Source organism: Marinobacter pelagius (assembly GCF_900114925.1).
Taxonomy (GTDB): Bacteria; Pseudomonadota; Gammaproteobacteria; order Pseudomonadales; family Oleiphilaceae; genus Marinobacter; species Marinobacter pelagius.
Genome location: NZ_FOUR01000005.1, coordinates 97,264 through 111,726 on the forward strand (window position 1 = coordinate 97,264; position 14,463 = coordinate 111,726).

At 62.3% G+C, this 14,463-nt stretch carries 12 protein-coding genes; 5 read left to right on the forward strand and 7 right to left on the reverse strand.

Annotated elements, in window-relative coordinates; genetic code table 11:
* Positions 1-51 precede the first annotated feature (51 nt).
* Complete coding sequence (gene argE / locus BM254_RS11385; protein WP_092003412.1) at positions 52-1,221, forward strand: acetylornithine deacetylase; 1,170 nt, start codon at positions 52-54, stop codon at positions 1,219-1,221.
* 13 nt (positions 1,222-1,234) lie between these two features.
* Positions 1,235-2,542: an amino-acid N-acetyltransferase gene (argA, locus tag BM254_RS11390; RefSeq protein WP_092003415.1), complete on the forward strand. Its 1,308-nt coding sequence runs from the start codon at positions 1,235-1,237 to the stop codon at positions 2,540-2,542.
* On the opposite strand, the gene BM254_RS11395 is transcribed toward argA, so the two are convergent.
* Positions 2,516-3,586 (reverse strand): aminopeptidase, encoded by a 1,071-nt coding sequence (locus BM254_RS11395; protein WP_092003418.1) that lies wholly within the window; start codon positions 3,584-3,586, stop codon positions 2,516-2,518. The genes argA and BM254_RS11395 overlap by 27 nt on opposite strands.
* A gap of 164 nt (positions 3,587-3,750) precedes the next feature.
* Here BM254_RS11395 and BM254_RS11400 point away from each other — a divergent pair, with 164 nt between their 5' ends.
* Both BM254_RS11400 and BM254_RS11405 read left to right on the forward strand, forming a co-directional pair.
* The gene (locus BM254_RS11400) at positions 3,751-7,506 is read left to right on the forward strand and encodes a DUF1631 family protein (RefSeq protein ID WP_092003421.1); all 3,756 of its coding nucleotides are present in this window, start codon (positions 3,751-3,753) and stop codon (positions 7,504-7,506) included.
* A gap of 19 nt (positions 7,507-7,525) precedes the next feature.
* On the forward strand, positions 7,526-8,392 hold the full coding sequence (locus BM254_RS11405) for a phosphoribulokinase (RefSeq protein ID WP_092003424.1): 867 nt from the start codon (positions 7,526-7,528) through the stop codon (positions 8,390-8,392).
* A 7-nt stretch (positions 8,393-8,399) separates the two neighbouring features.
* Here the strand turns inward: BM254_RS11405 and BM254_RS11410 are convergent, their stop codons facing one another.
* The 3 genes from BM254_RS11410 to BM254_RS11420 all read right to left on the reverse strand — a co-directional run bounded on the left by BM254_RS11410 (position 8,400) and on the right by BM254_RS11420 (position 10,821).
* Complete coding sequence (locus BM254_RS11410; protein ID WP_092003427.1) at positions 8,400-9,245, reverse strand: pirin family protein; 846 nt, start codon at positions 9,243-9,245, stop codon at positions 8,400-8,402.
* 134 nt (positions 9,246-9,379) lie between these two features.
* Positions 9,380-10,171, reverse strand: coding sequence for an adenosylmethionine decarboxylase (gene speD / locus BM254_RS11415; RefSeq protein ID WP_092003430.1), 792 nt, complete (start codon positions 10,169-10,171; stop codon positions 9,380-9,382).
* A 227-nt stretch (positions 10,172-10,398) separates the two neighbouring features.
* Positions 10,399-10,821: an OsmC family protein gene (locus BM254_RS11420; RefSeq protein WP_092003434.1), complete on the reverse strand. Its 423-nt coding sequence runs from the start codon at positions 10,819-10,821 to the stop codon at positions 10,399-10,401.
* 247 nt (positions 10,822-11,068) lie between these two features.
* Between BM254_RS11420 and crp the strand changes: the two genes are divergently transcribed.
* The gene (gene crp / locus BM254_RS11425) at positions 11,069-11,710 is read left to right on the forward strand and encodes a cAMP-activated global transcriptional regulator CRP (RefSeq protein ID WP_007153756.1); all 642 of its coding nucleotides are present in this window, start codon (positions 11,069-11,071) and stop codon (positions 11,708-11,710) included.
* Here the strand turns inward: crp and BM254_RS11430 are convergent.
* The 3 genes from BM254_RS11430 to modB form a co-directional block, all read right to left on the reverse strand.
* On the reverse strand, positions 11,707-12,588 hold the full coding sequence (locus BM254_RS11430) for an alpha/beta fold hydrolase (RefSeq protein WP_092003439.1): 882 nt from the start codon (positions 12,586-12,588) through the stop codon (positions 11,707-11,709). The two genes, crp and BM254_RS11430, sit on opposite strands and share 4 nt — an antisense overlap.
* Before the next feature lie 104 nt (positions 12,589-12,692).
* Positions 12,693-13,775, reverse strand: coding sequence for a molybdenum ABC transporter ATP-binding protein (modC, locus tag BM254_RS11435; RefSeq protein ID WP_092003442.1), 1,083 nt, complete (start codon positions 13,773-13,775; stop codon positions 12,693-12,695).
* A complete protein-coding gene (gene modB / locus BM254_RS11440) occupies positions 13,772-14,449 on the reverse strand; it encodes a molybdate ABC transporter permease subunit (RefSeq protein WP_092003445.1) in 678 nt (225 codons plus the stop codon). Before modB ends, modC begins: the two co-directional genes overlap by 4 nt.
* Positions 14,450-14,463: the final 14 nt, after the last annotated feature.

The window sequence follows — 14,463 nt, forward strand, 5'->3', positions numbered from 1 at the left end:
TGATCACTCGTGATCACCAACGATCACCCCGGACGGGGCTGAGAGGATACTATGGCACAGTCCGCAGACACCAAAGCGGCGGTTCCGGAACTCAGGGACATGCTGGCCCGGCTGATTTCCCTGCCTTCAATCAGCAGCGCTTCGCCCGAGTGGGACCACAGTAACGAAGCGGTCGTTCGCACCCTCGCCGAATGGCTCGAACCCCTCGGTTTCGTGGTGGAAATCCTCGAGGTGCCCGGCATGCCCGGCAAGTTCAACCTCATTGCCACCCTCGGACGCGGGCCCGGCGGGCTGGTGCTGTCCGGCCACACCGATACCGTGCCCTTCGATGACAAGCGCTGGCAGAGCGACCCCTTCACCCTGACCGAGCGGGATAACCGCTGGTACGGTCTGGGTACCTGCGACATGAAGGGCTTCTTTCCGTTGGCGATCGAGGCCGCCAAAGCCTATTCGGACGCGACACTCAAGCAGCCGCTGATCATTCTGGCGACGGCGGACGAGGAGAGCTCCATGAACGGTGCCCGAGCCCTGGCCGAGGCCGGTAAGCCCAAGGCCCGTTATGCGGTCATCGGTGAGCCCACCAGTCTCAGGCCGGTGCGGATGCACAAGGGCATCATGATGGAGCGACTGAAGTTCGAGGGGCAGTCCGGCCATTCCTCCAACCCGGCCCTGGGCCGCAACGCCATGGAGGGGATGCATGAGGCCCTGACCGAACTGCTGACACTCCGGAGCCAGTGGCAGCAGCAGTACCGGAACCCCAACTTTGAAGTCCAGTTTCCCACCCTGAACCTGGGCTGTATCCACGGTGGTGATAATCCCAACCGGATCTGTGCCCAGTGCGAACTGCATTTCGACCTCCGGCCACTGCCGGGCATGGCTATGGAGGACCTGAGGCAGGCGATCCTGGCCCGGGTCCAGCCAGTTGCCGAGCGGCGGGAGCTTGGGCTGGTCTTTGAACCCCTGTTTGACGGGGTGCCGCCATTCGAGACGCCGGCCGATGCCGCGCTGGTCCGGACCTGTGAAAAACTCACCGGCCACACCGCCCATGCGGTCGCCTTTGCCACCGAAGCGCCCTGGCTCCAGAAGCTGGGACTGGAAACCCTGGTGATGGGCCCCGGCTCTATTGACCAGGCACACCAGCCGGATGAATACCTGGAACTGTCCCAGCTCGAGCCGACGGTGCGGATACTCCGGGGACTGATCGAGGAGTTTTGCCTGTGACGGAGATGCGGAATTGAAATCGAACGACTGGTTGCACGGTTTCCGCCACTCATCGCCCTACATCAATGCCCACCGCGGCCGGACCGTGGTGCTGACCATTCCGGGTGATGCCATCGAGCACGGCAACTTCATCAATATCATCCATGATATTGCCCTGCTGAGCAGCCTGGGTGTGCGCCTCGTAGTCGCCTTTGGAGCCCGGCCACAGATCCAGGCCCGCCTGGACAATGCCAGCGCCCAGTCCCGGTTTGAGCGGGGCCTGCGGATCACCCCGGAACAGCATCTGCCGATGGTGATGGAAGCCATCGGCGGCCTTCGCGCCTACCTGGAGAGCCAGTTGTCCATGGGACTGGTCAACTCGCCCATGCACAATGCCCGGATCCGGGTCAGCAGTGGCAATTTCGTCACTGCCCGCCCCGTGGGGGTGCTCGACGGCATCGATTTCGGTTACACCGGCCGGGTCCGGCGCATCGACGCCAGTGGGATCGAGAAGCTGCTGGAACTGGGGCATATCGTGATCCTGCCTCCTATGGGCTACTCGCCCACGGGGGATACCTTCAACCTGTCCTACGAGGATGTTGGCAGCCAGGTTGCCGCCGCTCTGCAGGCCGAGAAACTGATCGTATTCATCGATGATGAGGGGCTGCTGGAGGAAGATGGCTCGCTGATCCGGGAACTGTCGGCCCGTCAGGCCTCGGAGCGCCTGGCAGCGGGTGCGGTCACCGGGCACGATGCCGATCTCCTGAAGGCGGCTTGCGATGCCTGCGTCAAGGGTGTCCGCCGGGCCCACATCATCAGTTACGTGGAAGACGGCGCCTTGCTGGGTGAGCTGTTCACCCGGGACGGCTCCGGCACCCTGGTCAGCGGCGACAACTACGAGCAGATCCGCCAGGCCCGGGTGGAGGACATCGGCGGTATCCTCGAGCTGATCCAGCCTCTGGAAGAGCAGGGGATCCTGGTGCGACGCTCCCGGGAAATGCTGGAAACCGAGATCGACCGGTTCGTGGTGGCGGAGCGGGATGGCACCATCGTCGGCTGTGCCGCCCTGTACCATTATCCGGAGGAAAGTGCCGGTGAGCTGTCCTGCTTTGCCGTTGACCCCTCCTATCGCCGGGCTGGCAGGGGTGACGACATCCTGGCCATGATCGAGAAGCTGGCCCGGGGCCAGGGCATCCAGAAACTGTTCGTGCTTACCACCCAGACCGAACACTGGTTCCGGGAACGGGGGTTCCAGCCCTCCACTGTCCAGTCCCTGCCGGGCCCCAAGCTGGCGTCCTATAACAGCCAACGCAACTCAAAGGTTTTCTTCAAACCTCTGTGACAGCCGCTCCAGGGCGGCTGTGCGCTGATCCGGTGGCTGCTGCCCCAGCTCCTCCACTGCCCGGTAAAACGCCGGGAAGTCATTCCCATGGTCGGCTAACAGCTGTCGGAAGCCGGGTACGAACTGGTTGTACTGCCGGAACAGGGCCAGATTGGCGTTGTTGAGAGTGACCGGGGCAGGGCCGAACGGGCCGGGCTCGGTCCAGGTCTCCGAGAGCTCCCGGTAATCCTCCGCAAGCCGAGAGAGTATCGCCTGCTTTCGTGCCCGAAGGGTGTCCTCTGCCAGGCTGTCCGACTGCTGGTAGAGCGCCTCCAGACCGCTCGTGGCCGCGCGGACAAGATCCAGGGTCTGGTTCCGCCGTTGCAGTCGCGCCAGCGCCTCGTCGAACCGGTCGGCCTCGCCCCGCTGGCTCAGCCACTGCCGGAGCCCCTCCAGTTCCACCGAGGTGGCAAAGCTTTCGTTGAAGGTGGTGTCCTCGGCAATGTAGACCACCCGGTGGGCCAGTTCGTGGAACATCAGGGCGACCATGCGATCCTCACTGAGACGGGTAAATCCGCTGTGCAGGGGATCGTCGAACCAGCCCAGGGTTGAGTAGGCGGTGACACCTCCGATGAAGGTGTCATAACCGTTCGCCCGGAACCGTGCCTGCTCCTCTCTGGCATCCTCCAGGCTGAAATAGCCCCGGTAGGCCTGGCACCCGACAAACGGGTAGCACCAGCGGTGCGGTTCCAGGGAAAATTCCGGGACTGCCACCAGGTTCACCACCACCCAGGGGCGCTCCAGCTGCACGTATTCCAGGAAGGCATCCTCCACGGGCAGCGCCAGTTGCTCACGGGCAAACTGTCTCGCCTCCAGCGCCAGTGCCAGTTTGTCCCGGATATCGGCGGGTGTTTCTGCGTTACCGATAACCTTCGGCACCGGTTCGGCACGGGTCATCAGGCCGAAGTGACCGGTAATTGCCTGGGTGTAGTAGCCAATAGTCGTACACCCGGTCAGGCCGGTTATCAGTAGCAAAAGAAGATAGATCTGACTAAGCTGTTTCATGGATCTGGGTGTTATACTTGGGCCGGTTTCCATTCGGGATCCCGCCACTATATTACAGCCATAATGCCCATAGTAGCCGGTGGCGTTATCCACCGTTTCAGGGACCCAAACCGGACTCGGGTTGCCCCAGGGTCGGCTGGTGGTACGAAAAAATCAGGTTGTTCATGGATTCAAGAGAACGTCGTAGAAGTCCCCGCCAACCCATCAAGCTGGCTGCCCAGATCGATCTGGGCGCCGGTGAATCCTGGCCTTGCCAGATTGCGGACTTTTGTGCAGAAGGTCTGTTCGTTCGCTATTCCGGCGACACCTCCCGAAAGCTGGACCAGGTTCTCGGCCGTGGCGCACAGCCGGAACTGATCGTGCGCTTCCGAAGTGCCGATGGACTGCGTGCCCATGAGCTGCACGTCAGCATCGTGCGCCGCATTGACGGTGCCATGGGGGTGAACTTCACCCGCTCCAATCCCGAGGCGCTCGACGCCATGATTGCCCAGTGCGGTGGCTCACGGCATCAGGAACGCTCCTCTCTCCATGCGCCCAATGACCGCATCCAGTTTGTCCTGCACCAGTGTGCCAGGGCGGTGACCCAGTTCATCGAACCGCTCATGGATGCCTGCTTCGTACAGATGGTTGCAGGCCTGAAACAGGCCGCCCAGCGAGCAGCCAATGACCAGCTGGCCAACGAATTCATGGACGCTTCCGGTCAGATCCAGGCCCGGCAGCGGGTGATCTGGCACCACATGTCGAGAAACCTGGAATCGCCCCTGAAGCCGGCCCCCAAGGGTTTTCCCGGCTCGGAACTCTCCATCGTCGACAAGGGCGAATTCGAGGACTGGTTGACCATCCGGGTGATGGTGACCAAGGCCGATACCCAGTACCGTGGTGACCTCCTGCAACTGAAGCTGCGGCTGGACAAACTGGGCATCGCCAATGCCACCGGACATCACAATCCACTGGGGCCGGCACTGGTGTGCGAGGCCTTCCATGCCGGCCTCAGTCAGCTGAAGCTGTCTCGGGACGTGGAGAAGGTCAGTCTCAAGGTGTTCGAGCAGACGGTGTTGCAACAGCTTGGCCCGCTGTATGAGGAGCTCAATAACATCCTTATCCGCCACGGCGTGTTGCCGGACCTGGACCTGAGCAAGTACCTCAGCGAGAAGACCGTCAACAAGCCGGAGCCCAAGAAAACGAAACCGCCGGAAGTGCGTCCCGAGGCACCCAAGGCGGACGCCGCCCAGGTACAGCCTATCCGGGAGGCGTCAACTGGCCGCAGCGGAGCTGCCCCCGGGCGTGCCGGCCAGGAATTCCGGGGCTATTCCCAGGCGGCCCAGACTGCCTTCGCCACGGTTCGCAACCTGATTTCCACCCTGTCCGCGAGCCGGCTTGCGGGTGGTGACGCCGAACCCATGCCGTTCCCTCCCAATGCCCAGCCGTTGTCGGCGGGTGAATTACAGCGCGAACTGCAGCAGCTCCAGCTACAGGCCCGGGAAGCCGTGGCGGAGGAGGTGCCCCTCAAGCAACGGGTAGTGGAGCGGGTTCGGGAGAGCGGCGACCACCGGTTGAATGAAGAGCAGCAGGAAACCCTGGATGTGGTCGACCGATTCTTCCGCAGTGTGGTGGAGAGCCCCAAGCTCAGTGACTATGCCCAGAGCCGGCTCCGACAGCTGGAAGTGCCGGTGCTCAAGGTGGTCATGCGTGATCCGGCCTTTTTCGATGATCAGGACAGCCCGGTGCGCGGTGTCATGAACCGCCTGGCCCAGCTTGGTGTGAAAGGTGGCCGGGTGAACCCGGTAGTGCAGCGCCGGGTGGATGAACTGATCCGGAAGATCAACACCGATTTCGAGCAGGACACCGGAGTCTTCGAGCAGACCGTCCGGGAGCTCGATACCCTGATTGACCGTCAGAACCTGGTTTACCGTCGCAACGTCGAGCGGGTCACCGCCGCTGCCGAAGGCGCCCAGAAAGTGGCGGAATCCAAGAAGGCGGTGGCCGAGGTTCTCAACCAGCGGTTGGCGGGCCGCAAGGTACCGAAGGCGGTCCTGAGCCTGCTTGACGGCGGCTGGCGGGACTTGCTGTCGCTGACCTGGATTCGGCAGGGTCCGGACAGCCAGTTGTGGCAGGATTACCTGGCGGTGATCGATTCGCTGCTGGCCTTTGCCGACGATCCGGGCAGCAGCATCAATCTGCCGGAGTTGCTCAGGGTGATCCAGGATGGCCTGGCGTCGATTTCGAGCAACCACATGCCCTCGTCCCAGATCCGCAATGAGCTCAAGCAGTTCCTGGTGCGCCGCCCCGATCAGCAGCCGGAACTAGTGGAGGTGCCGCCGGCCCGCACCGCCGAGGAAGAGCAGCGGGAACTTTCAGACCGCGAGCAGCGCAGTCTCCAGCGCTGGATCAACCGTGCCCAGCAACTCCGGACCGGAGACTGGTTGCGGGACCAGGATAATCCTGACAAGCCCCAGTACATCCGGCTGGTCTGGGTTGCCCGGGGCTTCAGTCGCTTCGTGTTTGTGAACCACCAGGGGATGCGGGTGGTGGAACTGGAACTGGAGGCGCTGGCCCGGCAGATGCGCAAGGGCATCATCGTGCCGGATAACCAGTACGAACGCCCGCTGGTGGATGAGAGCATCGATCGGATGGTGCGCAAGGTCTATGATCAGCTGTCCTGGGCCTCAACCCACGACGAGCTGACCGGCCTGCTGGGACGGCGGGAATTCGAGCGCATGCTGGACCAGCAACTGGCCCGGCGGGAAGACGAGCGGGCGTTGGTGCGGCTGGATCTCCGGCGCTTCCGGATTCTCAACGATACCGCCGGTTACCAGGCCGGGGATGATGCCCTGAAGCAGGTGGCCGATCTTCTGTGCAGCCACGTGGGCGACGGCATGCCGGTGGCACGCCTGGCCGGCAACGAGTTTGCGATGCTGGTGCCGGGAGAGGATGCCCGGGAAACCGCCGGTAACCTGATCAAGGCGATCGAGGCCGCCGAATTCAGTTTCAGTGGTCGCAGCTACCGGTTGTCTGCCAGTGCCGGTATCGTGCCGACCCTGCCGGGCCTGGTGAATGCCGAGCGCTGGCTGAGGGCGTCGGAACAGGCACTGGCTGCGGCCAAACAGCAGGGCCATGGCCAGGCGGTGGAATACGTGCCGGATGAGCATGATCAGTCCCGTCAGGAACAGATCGCCGCCAAGGTCGCCAGCCTCGGGGACCTGAACGAGGAGCGCATGCTGCTGCGGTGCCAGAAGATCATTCCCCTGCACGGGCGGACCTCCATGTCGCCCCAGTACGAGATCCTGATCAGCATGTATGACGACGCCGGCACCCTGATCACGGGTCGGGATTTCGTCCGCATGGCCGAGCGTTATGACCGCATGCAGGCGGTGGATCGCTGGGTGGTCGGGCAGATGCTCGACTGGTTGCAGGCGCGACAGCCGGATCCCCGCCACCTCGGTGGTGTGTGTATCAACCTGTCCGGATTCAGCCTGAATGATCAGTCCCTGCTGGAATTCATCTACGAGAAGCTGAGCGAGAAGGACGCACCCATCGAGCGGATCTGGTTTGAACTGACCGAGGCGTCCGCCATCAACGATATCGATGCGGTGGCGGAGTTCATCCGCGAGATGAAGGAGCTTGGCTGCCGGTTCTGCCTGGGCAATTTTGGCAGTGGCCCCAGCTCGTTCAATTTCATGCGCTCCCTGCCGGTGGACCTGATCAAGATCGACAGTGCTTTCACCAGCCAGCTCACCACCAGCGAGACGGACCGGGCCATGGTGAGGTCCATGGTGGAGATGGCGCACTACATGAAGCGGGAGGTGATCGCTTCCCGGGTTGAATCCCGCGAGGTTCTGGATATGCTGAGGCAATTGGGCGTAGATTACGCCCAGGGATTCGTGGTGGAAAAGCCCCGTTCCCTCGACAGCCTTCTGTAAACCGGAACAGGCCGAGCCCATGTCCAAGCGCCATCCGATCATTGCCGTGACCGGCTCCAGCGGTGCCGGCACCACGACCACCGGGCAGATCTTCAGCCGGATGTTCGCCAGTGAGGGGCTGCGCCCGGCCATGGTCAGTGGTGACAGCTTCCACCGCTACAACCGGGAACAGATGGCCCGGCTGGCGGCGAAGGGGCAGTTCGGTGAGCGCAACCACTTTGCCCTGGCCGCCAATCACATCGACAGACTCGAGGCGCTGTTCTACGACTACGGCCACACCGGAAATGGCCGTTTCCGCCGGTATGTCCACGACGAGGACCATACCCTGATTGCCGCCGGCCACAAGGCCGGGACGTTTACGCCCTGGGGGCCACTGCCGGCAGACACCGACCTGCTGTTCTACGAGGGCTTACACGGCGGGGTGGTGAGCGACAACTACAACATCGCCCAGTACGTGGACCTGTTGATCGGGGTGGTTCCCATTGTGAATCTGGAGTGGATCCAGAAGATCCATCGGGATACCCACAAACGGGGCTACAGCCAGGAGGCGGTGGTCCAGACCATCATCAATCGCATGGACGACTACGTCCACGATATCGTGCCCCAGTTCTCCCATACCCACATCAATTTCCAGCGGGTGCCATTGGTAGACACCTCCAATCCATTCGTGGTCCGGGATGTGCCCACCGAGGACGAGAGCATGGTGGTGATCCGGTTCCGGGATCCCTCGGAAGTGAAATTCACCCAGCTGCTGCAACTGATTGCCGGCAGCAGTGTGTCTCGCCATGATACCCTGGTGGTACCGGGACCGAAGATGGCGCTGGCCATGGACCTGGTGCTTCGGCCCATGGTTCAGCGCCTGATGAGCCGACGGACCTACGGCTGAAGCCTCATCAGGCGGTCAGCCGCCCGTCCCGGTAGTCCCTCAGTGCCTGCTCGATTTCCTCGCGGGTGTTCATCACGAACGGACCATACTGCACGATTGGTTCTCCAATCGGCTTGCCGGCGATCAGCAGCAGGCGGGCGCCGCTGGCCCCGGCAGTGACGGTAATCCGGTCACCCTCACCCAGCACGTTGGCGGCACTGCGACGCAGGGCCTGATCGCCGAGGCGGGCTTCCCCTTCGTACAGGTACAGCATGGCGTTGTGGCCCGCGGCTACCGGGAGCGTTACCTGTCCTTCCGAGTCCAGGTGGATGTCGGCGTACAGCGGCTCGGTGCTGCCACCGGTCACCGCACCTTGATGGCGGGTGCCGTCCAGGGTCAGCTCTCCGGCAATCAGTTTGATGCGAGCGCCCGTCACGGGGATCTCGGGAATGTCCTCAGGCTGGATGTCGCGGTAACCGGCATCGGTCATCTTTTCCGCCGCCGGCAGGTTCAGCCAGAGCTGGAAACCCCGCATCACGCCCTCTTCCTGCTGGGGCATTTCCGAATGGATGATGCCCCTGCCTGCGGTCATCCACTGGACACCCCCGTTGCGAAGATCCCCGCGGTTCCCCAGGTGATCCTCGTGGAGCATGTGCCCCTCGATCATGTAGGTGACCGTCTCGAAGCCGCGGTGGGGGTGGGAAGGAAAGCCGGCAATGTAGTCGGCTGCCTCGGCGGAGCCGAATTCATCCAGCATCAGGAACGGGTCCAGCCGGACCGACTGGTGTTGGCCCAGGGAGCGCTTGATGCGGACACCGGCACCATCAGAGGTTTCCAGTGCGGGAATGGTCTGTTTAACGGAGCGAAGCGTCATCTCGTCCTCCTTGCGTTCAGGTATGTCTGTATTAGACACGGGAGTCCGGAGAGATGAAAACGCAGAATTCTGGCGGGGCAGATCAAAAAAACTGAAGAAACGGCGGCGATCCCGAAAGACCGCCGCCGGAGAGACTATTCCACGTTCCGGGAATAGAAGATTTCCAGCATTTCCCGCCGCAGCCGGTCCTCGATGGACTGGGCTTCGGCCGGATCCAGGTCGCTGGCGTTGACGCCGAACACGTAGTTATCCAGGTTGAAGTTCTTCAGCATCATCTTGGTGTGGAAGAGGTTCTCCTGGTACACGTTTACATCGATCATCTGATACGCGTTCTGGGTATCCTCGGTCAGGTAGTTCTGGATCGAGTTGATGTCGTGATCGATGTAGTGCTTGGTGCCGTCCACGTCCCGGGTGAAGCCGCGCACGCGATAGTCCACGGTGACCACATCGGAGTCGAAGCTGTGGATCAGGTAGTTCAGCACCTTCAGCGGCGAGATCAGGCCGCAGGTGGACACGTCGATATCGGCCCGGAAGGTACTGACGCCATCGTGGGGATGGCTCTCCGGGTAGGTGTGCACGGTCACGTGGCTCTTGTCCAGGTGCGCCACGATGGTGTCTGGCAGCGGACCCGGGGATTCCTCGTTGTTGGCTTCGCCATCGGTAAGCTCATGCTCGGCGATGAGCATGGTGACGGACGCCCCGTGGGGCTCATAGTCCTGGCGGGCGATATTCAGGATGTTGGCGCCGATGATCTTGACCACGTCGGTCAGGATCTGGGTCAGACGCTCGGCGTTGTACATCTCGTCGATGTAATCAATATAGGCTTCGCGTTGTTCTTCGGTCTGCGCGTAACAGATGTCGTAGATGTTGAAGCTCAGGGATTTGGTCAGGTTGTTGAAACCGTGCAGCTGGAGTTTGGTTTCCATGCTCAGCCCCTCCGGACATTGGAGATGAATGACTGCAGGGCACTATCTTGTAGTGTCAGCCCTGCCGAGGCCGCCACCGACTACTGACCGGGTGACTCATTGTTCACCTTTTGCGCAGACCGGCGGAGAAGGCGCGTATTATGCACACCGCGAGTGACGTTGAATAGTATCTGCAATGACATTTTAGCATCCGTAATTCCCGCCGGTTCCGGCTGGCTGGACAGGCCTTATTCCGCTTCGCGGATTTCGTGGCTGTGGGTGATCTCCACGCCGGCCTTTTCCAGCATGATGGAAGCGGAACAGTATTTCTCCGCCGACAGGCTCACCGCCCGCTGGACCTGTTTTTCCTTGAGGTTGTGCCCGGTCACCACGAAATGCAGATGGATTCTGGTGAACACCGCCGGCACGGCGTCGGCACGTTCCGCCTCGAGTTCCGCATGACAGGCCGTCACATCCTGTCGACTCTTCTTGAGGATACTCATCACATCAAAAGCGGAACACCCGCCCAGTCCCATCAGCAGCATTTCCATGGGGCGGGGCCCCAGGTTCTCGCCACCATGGTCGGGCGGACCATCAATCTGTACGCTGTGGCCGCTGCCACTGGTAGCCCTGAAGCTGGCATTGCCGGTCCAGTCGATGGTCGCTTTCATGTCGTGATGGTCTCCGTTGGTCAGAACTGGGTGTCAATGAGGCCGGATGCTAGCACAGTCGGAATCCCCGGGCAGCCGCCGAAAACGGTATCGAGGTCAAGGAGTGCGCTCTTTCCGGTTGCCCGCCATTGGCCTTCTTGTTATAAGTTGGCGTGTTTTTGAAGAAAAATTAACGAACCCGCAGGGAAAGCCGGGTGAAGAATAACCATCGGGACCCGCCAGTATCTGAGGAGGCATGACTCGCACTATGGCTACTATCGTCAAGCCGGTTGAGCAGAAAACCAAGCACCTGGACTATTTCCTGTCCCAGTGCCACCGCCGTCGCTACCCCGCCAAGAGCACTATTATTTACGCCGGTGACAAGAGCGATTCCCTGTTCTACATCGTCAAGGGTTCCGTCACCGTAATCATCGAGGATGACGACGGCCGGGAAATGATCATGGCGTACCTGAATGCCGGGGACTTCTTCGGTGAGATGGGTCTGTTCGACAACATGGATTCCCGCAGTGCCTGGGTCAAGGCCAAGACCGAGTGCGAAGTGGCCGAGATCAGCTACACCAAGTTCCGCGAGATCGCCCAGCAGGACCCGAGGGTGCTGTACTTCATCGGCGAACAGATGGCCTCCCGCCTGCGTCAGACCACCCGCAAAGTGGGCGACCTGGCATTCCTGGACGTTACCGGCCGGGTGGCCCGTACCCTGCTGGACCTGTGCAAGGAGCCGGATGCCATGACTCACCCCGATGGCATGCAGATCAAGATCACCCGCCAGGAGATCGGCCGGATCGTCGGCTGCTCCCGGGAGATGGTGGGCCGGGTGCTCAAGACCCTGGAGGACCAGGGCCTGGTGCGGGTCAAGGGCAAGACCATGGTGGTGTACGGCACCCGTTAACCTGCCCGGCTCATTGCGAATTCCCTGATTGCGTCCGCCACCGGGCCGGGCGCAGTCAGTGGCGCCCAGTGCGGCGCGTCCACCTCCTTCCTTGTCAGCTTTCCCGTCCACCGCACCTGCTGGTCAAACAGTTGCTTCCCCACGTAGTTATCCCCTCTGGGAATGATCAGCTGCACCGGGCACCGGGCATGGCGCAGTGCCGGGCGCCACAGTCGGGTCAGGAAATTGGCACGGTAGAGTTTGACACCGAACATGCCGTCACCCTGCTGCAGTTCGCTGAAGCGGGCATCGGCAATACCTTCGTATTTCCGCAGAATGCCGGGCCAGGCCCGATCCAGTCCCAGCCGCCAAAGGGTTTCGGGCACCACCGGTAACTGGAACAGGAACACATACCAGGAACTGGCCAGCTGCCTGAGCACTCTGGCGGCGCCCCCGCCCCGCAGGTCCGTCGACTGTTCCCTCAGCCAGTAGCTGACATGATCCAGGCAGGGGCCGGAGATCGAGGAGTAGGAGCGGATCCGATCCATGAGCGGTCCGGCCGTCACCGATTCCCAACTCTGGATCGACCCCCAGTCGTGAGCCGCCAGGTGAAAGGTGCGGCCGGGCAGCAGCTGATCGACAACGGCCTCAAGATCGCCCGCCAGTTGCTGGAGCCGGTAGTCCCGGGTCTTGCCGGGTTTATCGGAAAGCCCGGCGCCCCGGACGTCATAGCGCACCAGGTAAAAATCCGGAACCAGTTGCTCGACGACCCGGTCCCAGACGTGGTGATTGTCCGGGTAGCCATGGACCAGCACCAGGGCTTCATTGCCGGGGTCGCCCTCGGTGACGGCATGGAGCGTGATAGTGCCACTTTGCACGCGATGGTGGACCCGGTTCATGACGTCTCCTGTCGGTGGGCATCGGATGGATTCAGTGCCTACAGGTTAAACGCTGGGGCCGTTACCGGCTGCGGCCGAAGAGGCCATAGCTCGTGCCCGGGGTGTCAGTCGACGATGGCAACCGACTTCACCTGCATCCAGACCCGCTGGCCGGGCTGCAGTGACAGGGTGTGAACCGACCGGCTGGTGAGCCGGGCCAGGAAGGGGGTATTACCCGCCATGAGCCGGACCATTGAGGTGCCCGGGCTCAGGTCCGCGGCAATTTCATCGATGGTGGCCGGCACCAGGTTCTGGGTGCTCTGTTCGGTGAGTTGGCTGAGGGCAATACTGATGTCCCTTGCCAGTACCTGCACGCGGATCCGTTGGCCGGTGTCGAGGGTGTCGTCGTCCCGCAACCACAGGTGGCCACCGTCGAAATCCGCCCGGCATAGATGCCATTGCTCATCCCGCTGGCCGATGACGGCATCCATGATCACGCCGGCGTCCTCCTCGAGGCCAAACGGCTGGTCGGTGCGGGCGAGGGTCTGTTGCAACGGCCCCTCGGCAACCACCTGGCCGTTATCCATCATCACGATGTGATCCGCAAGCCGGGCGACCTCCGCGGTGGAGTGAGACACATAGAGGATGGGAATGGCCAGGGAATCCCTGAGGGTTTCCAGGTAGGGCATGATGTCCTGCTTGCTGCGCGCATCCAGGGCCGAGAGCGGCTCGTCCATCAATAGCAGGTCCGGACTGGTCAGCAGCGCCCGGGCAATGGCAACCCGCTGGCGTTCACCGCCGGACAGGCGCTCGGGCATGCGGTCCAGCAGGTGGTCAAGCCCCAGCCAGCTCACTGCCTGGTCGAAACCCACCTGGCGCCGGGCCTCCGGAATGCGACGGAAGCCGTAATTGAGGTTCCGGCGCACGCTCAGGTGCGGGAACAGGCTGGTTTCCTGGAAGACATAGGCCAGGGAACGCTGGTGCACCGGCAGGCTCCGGGAACCGTCCTGCCAGGTTTCACCGTTGACGGTCAGGGCGCCATCGGCGGGCTGGAGCCCGGCGATGCACCGCAGCAAGGTGGTCTTGCCGCAGCCTGAATGCCCGAACAGCGCGGTGACGCCACTGCCCGGCAGGTCGAGGTCGACGTCCAGGCGGAATGCCCCGAAGCTGCAACGGAAACGTGCCTGGACTCCCCGGGAAACGGTCATTTCATTACCCCGGGCTGAAGGCGGCCGTTGAGGCTGTACAGGCTCAACAGGACGATAAAGGAAAACGCCAGCATGCCGGCGGCCAGCCAGTGTGCCGCACCATAATCCAGGGCCTCGACATGATCATATATGGCCACTGACAGCACCTTGGTTTCCCCCGGAATATTACCCCCGATCATCAGTACCACGCCGAATTCGCCCACGGTATGGGCAAAGGTCAGCACTGCGGCGCTCAGGAAACCCGGGCGCGCCAGCGGCAGGACCACGGTAAAGAAGCGGTCCCGTGGCGAGGCCCGGAGCGTGGCGGCCACTTCCAGCAGGCGCTGGTCAATGGTCATGAAGCTGTTCTGCAGCGGTTGCACGGTGAACGGCAGGGAGTAGATGATCGAGGCAACCACGAGACCCTCGAAGGTAAACGGCAGCAGACCCAGTCCAAGTTGTTCGGTCAGTTGACCCACCAGGCCATCCGGGCCCATCACAATCAGCAGGTAAAAGCCCAGCACGGTGGGCGGCAGCACCAGGGGCAGGGCGATGAGGGCGGATACCGGTTGCCGCGACCAGTGCTGGCTGCGGGCCAGCCACCAGGCCAGCGGGGTGCCGATGATCAGTAACAGTAGTGTGGTGATGCCTGCCAGTTTCAGTGTCAGCCAGACGGCCTGCCATTCCGGGCCCATGAAATCTCCGTCGC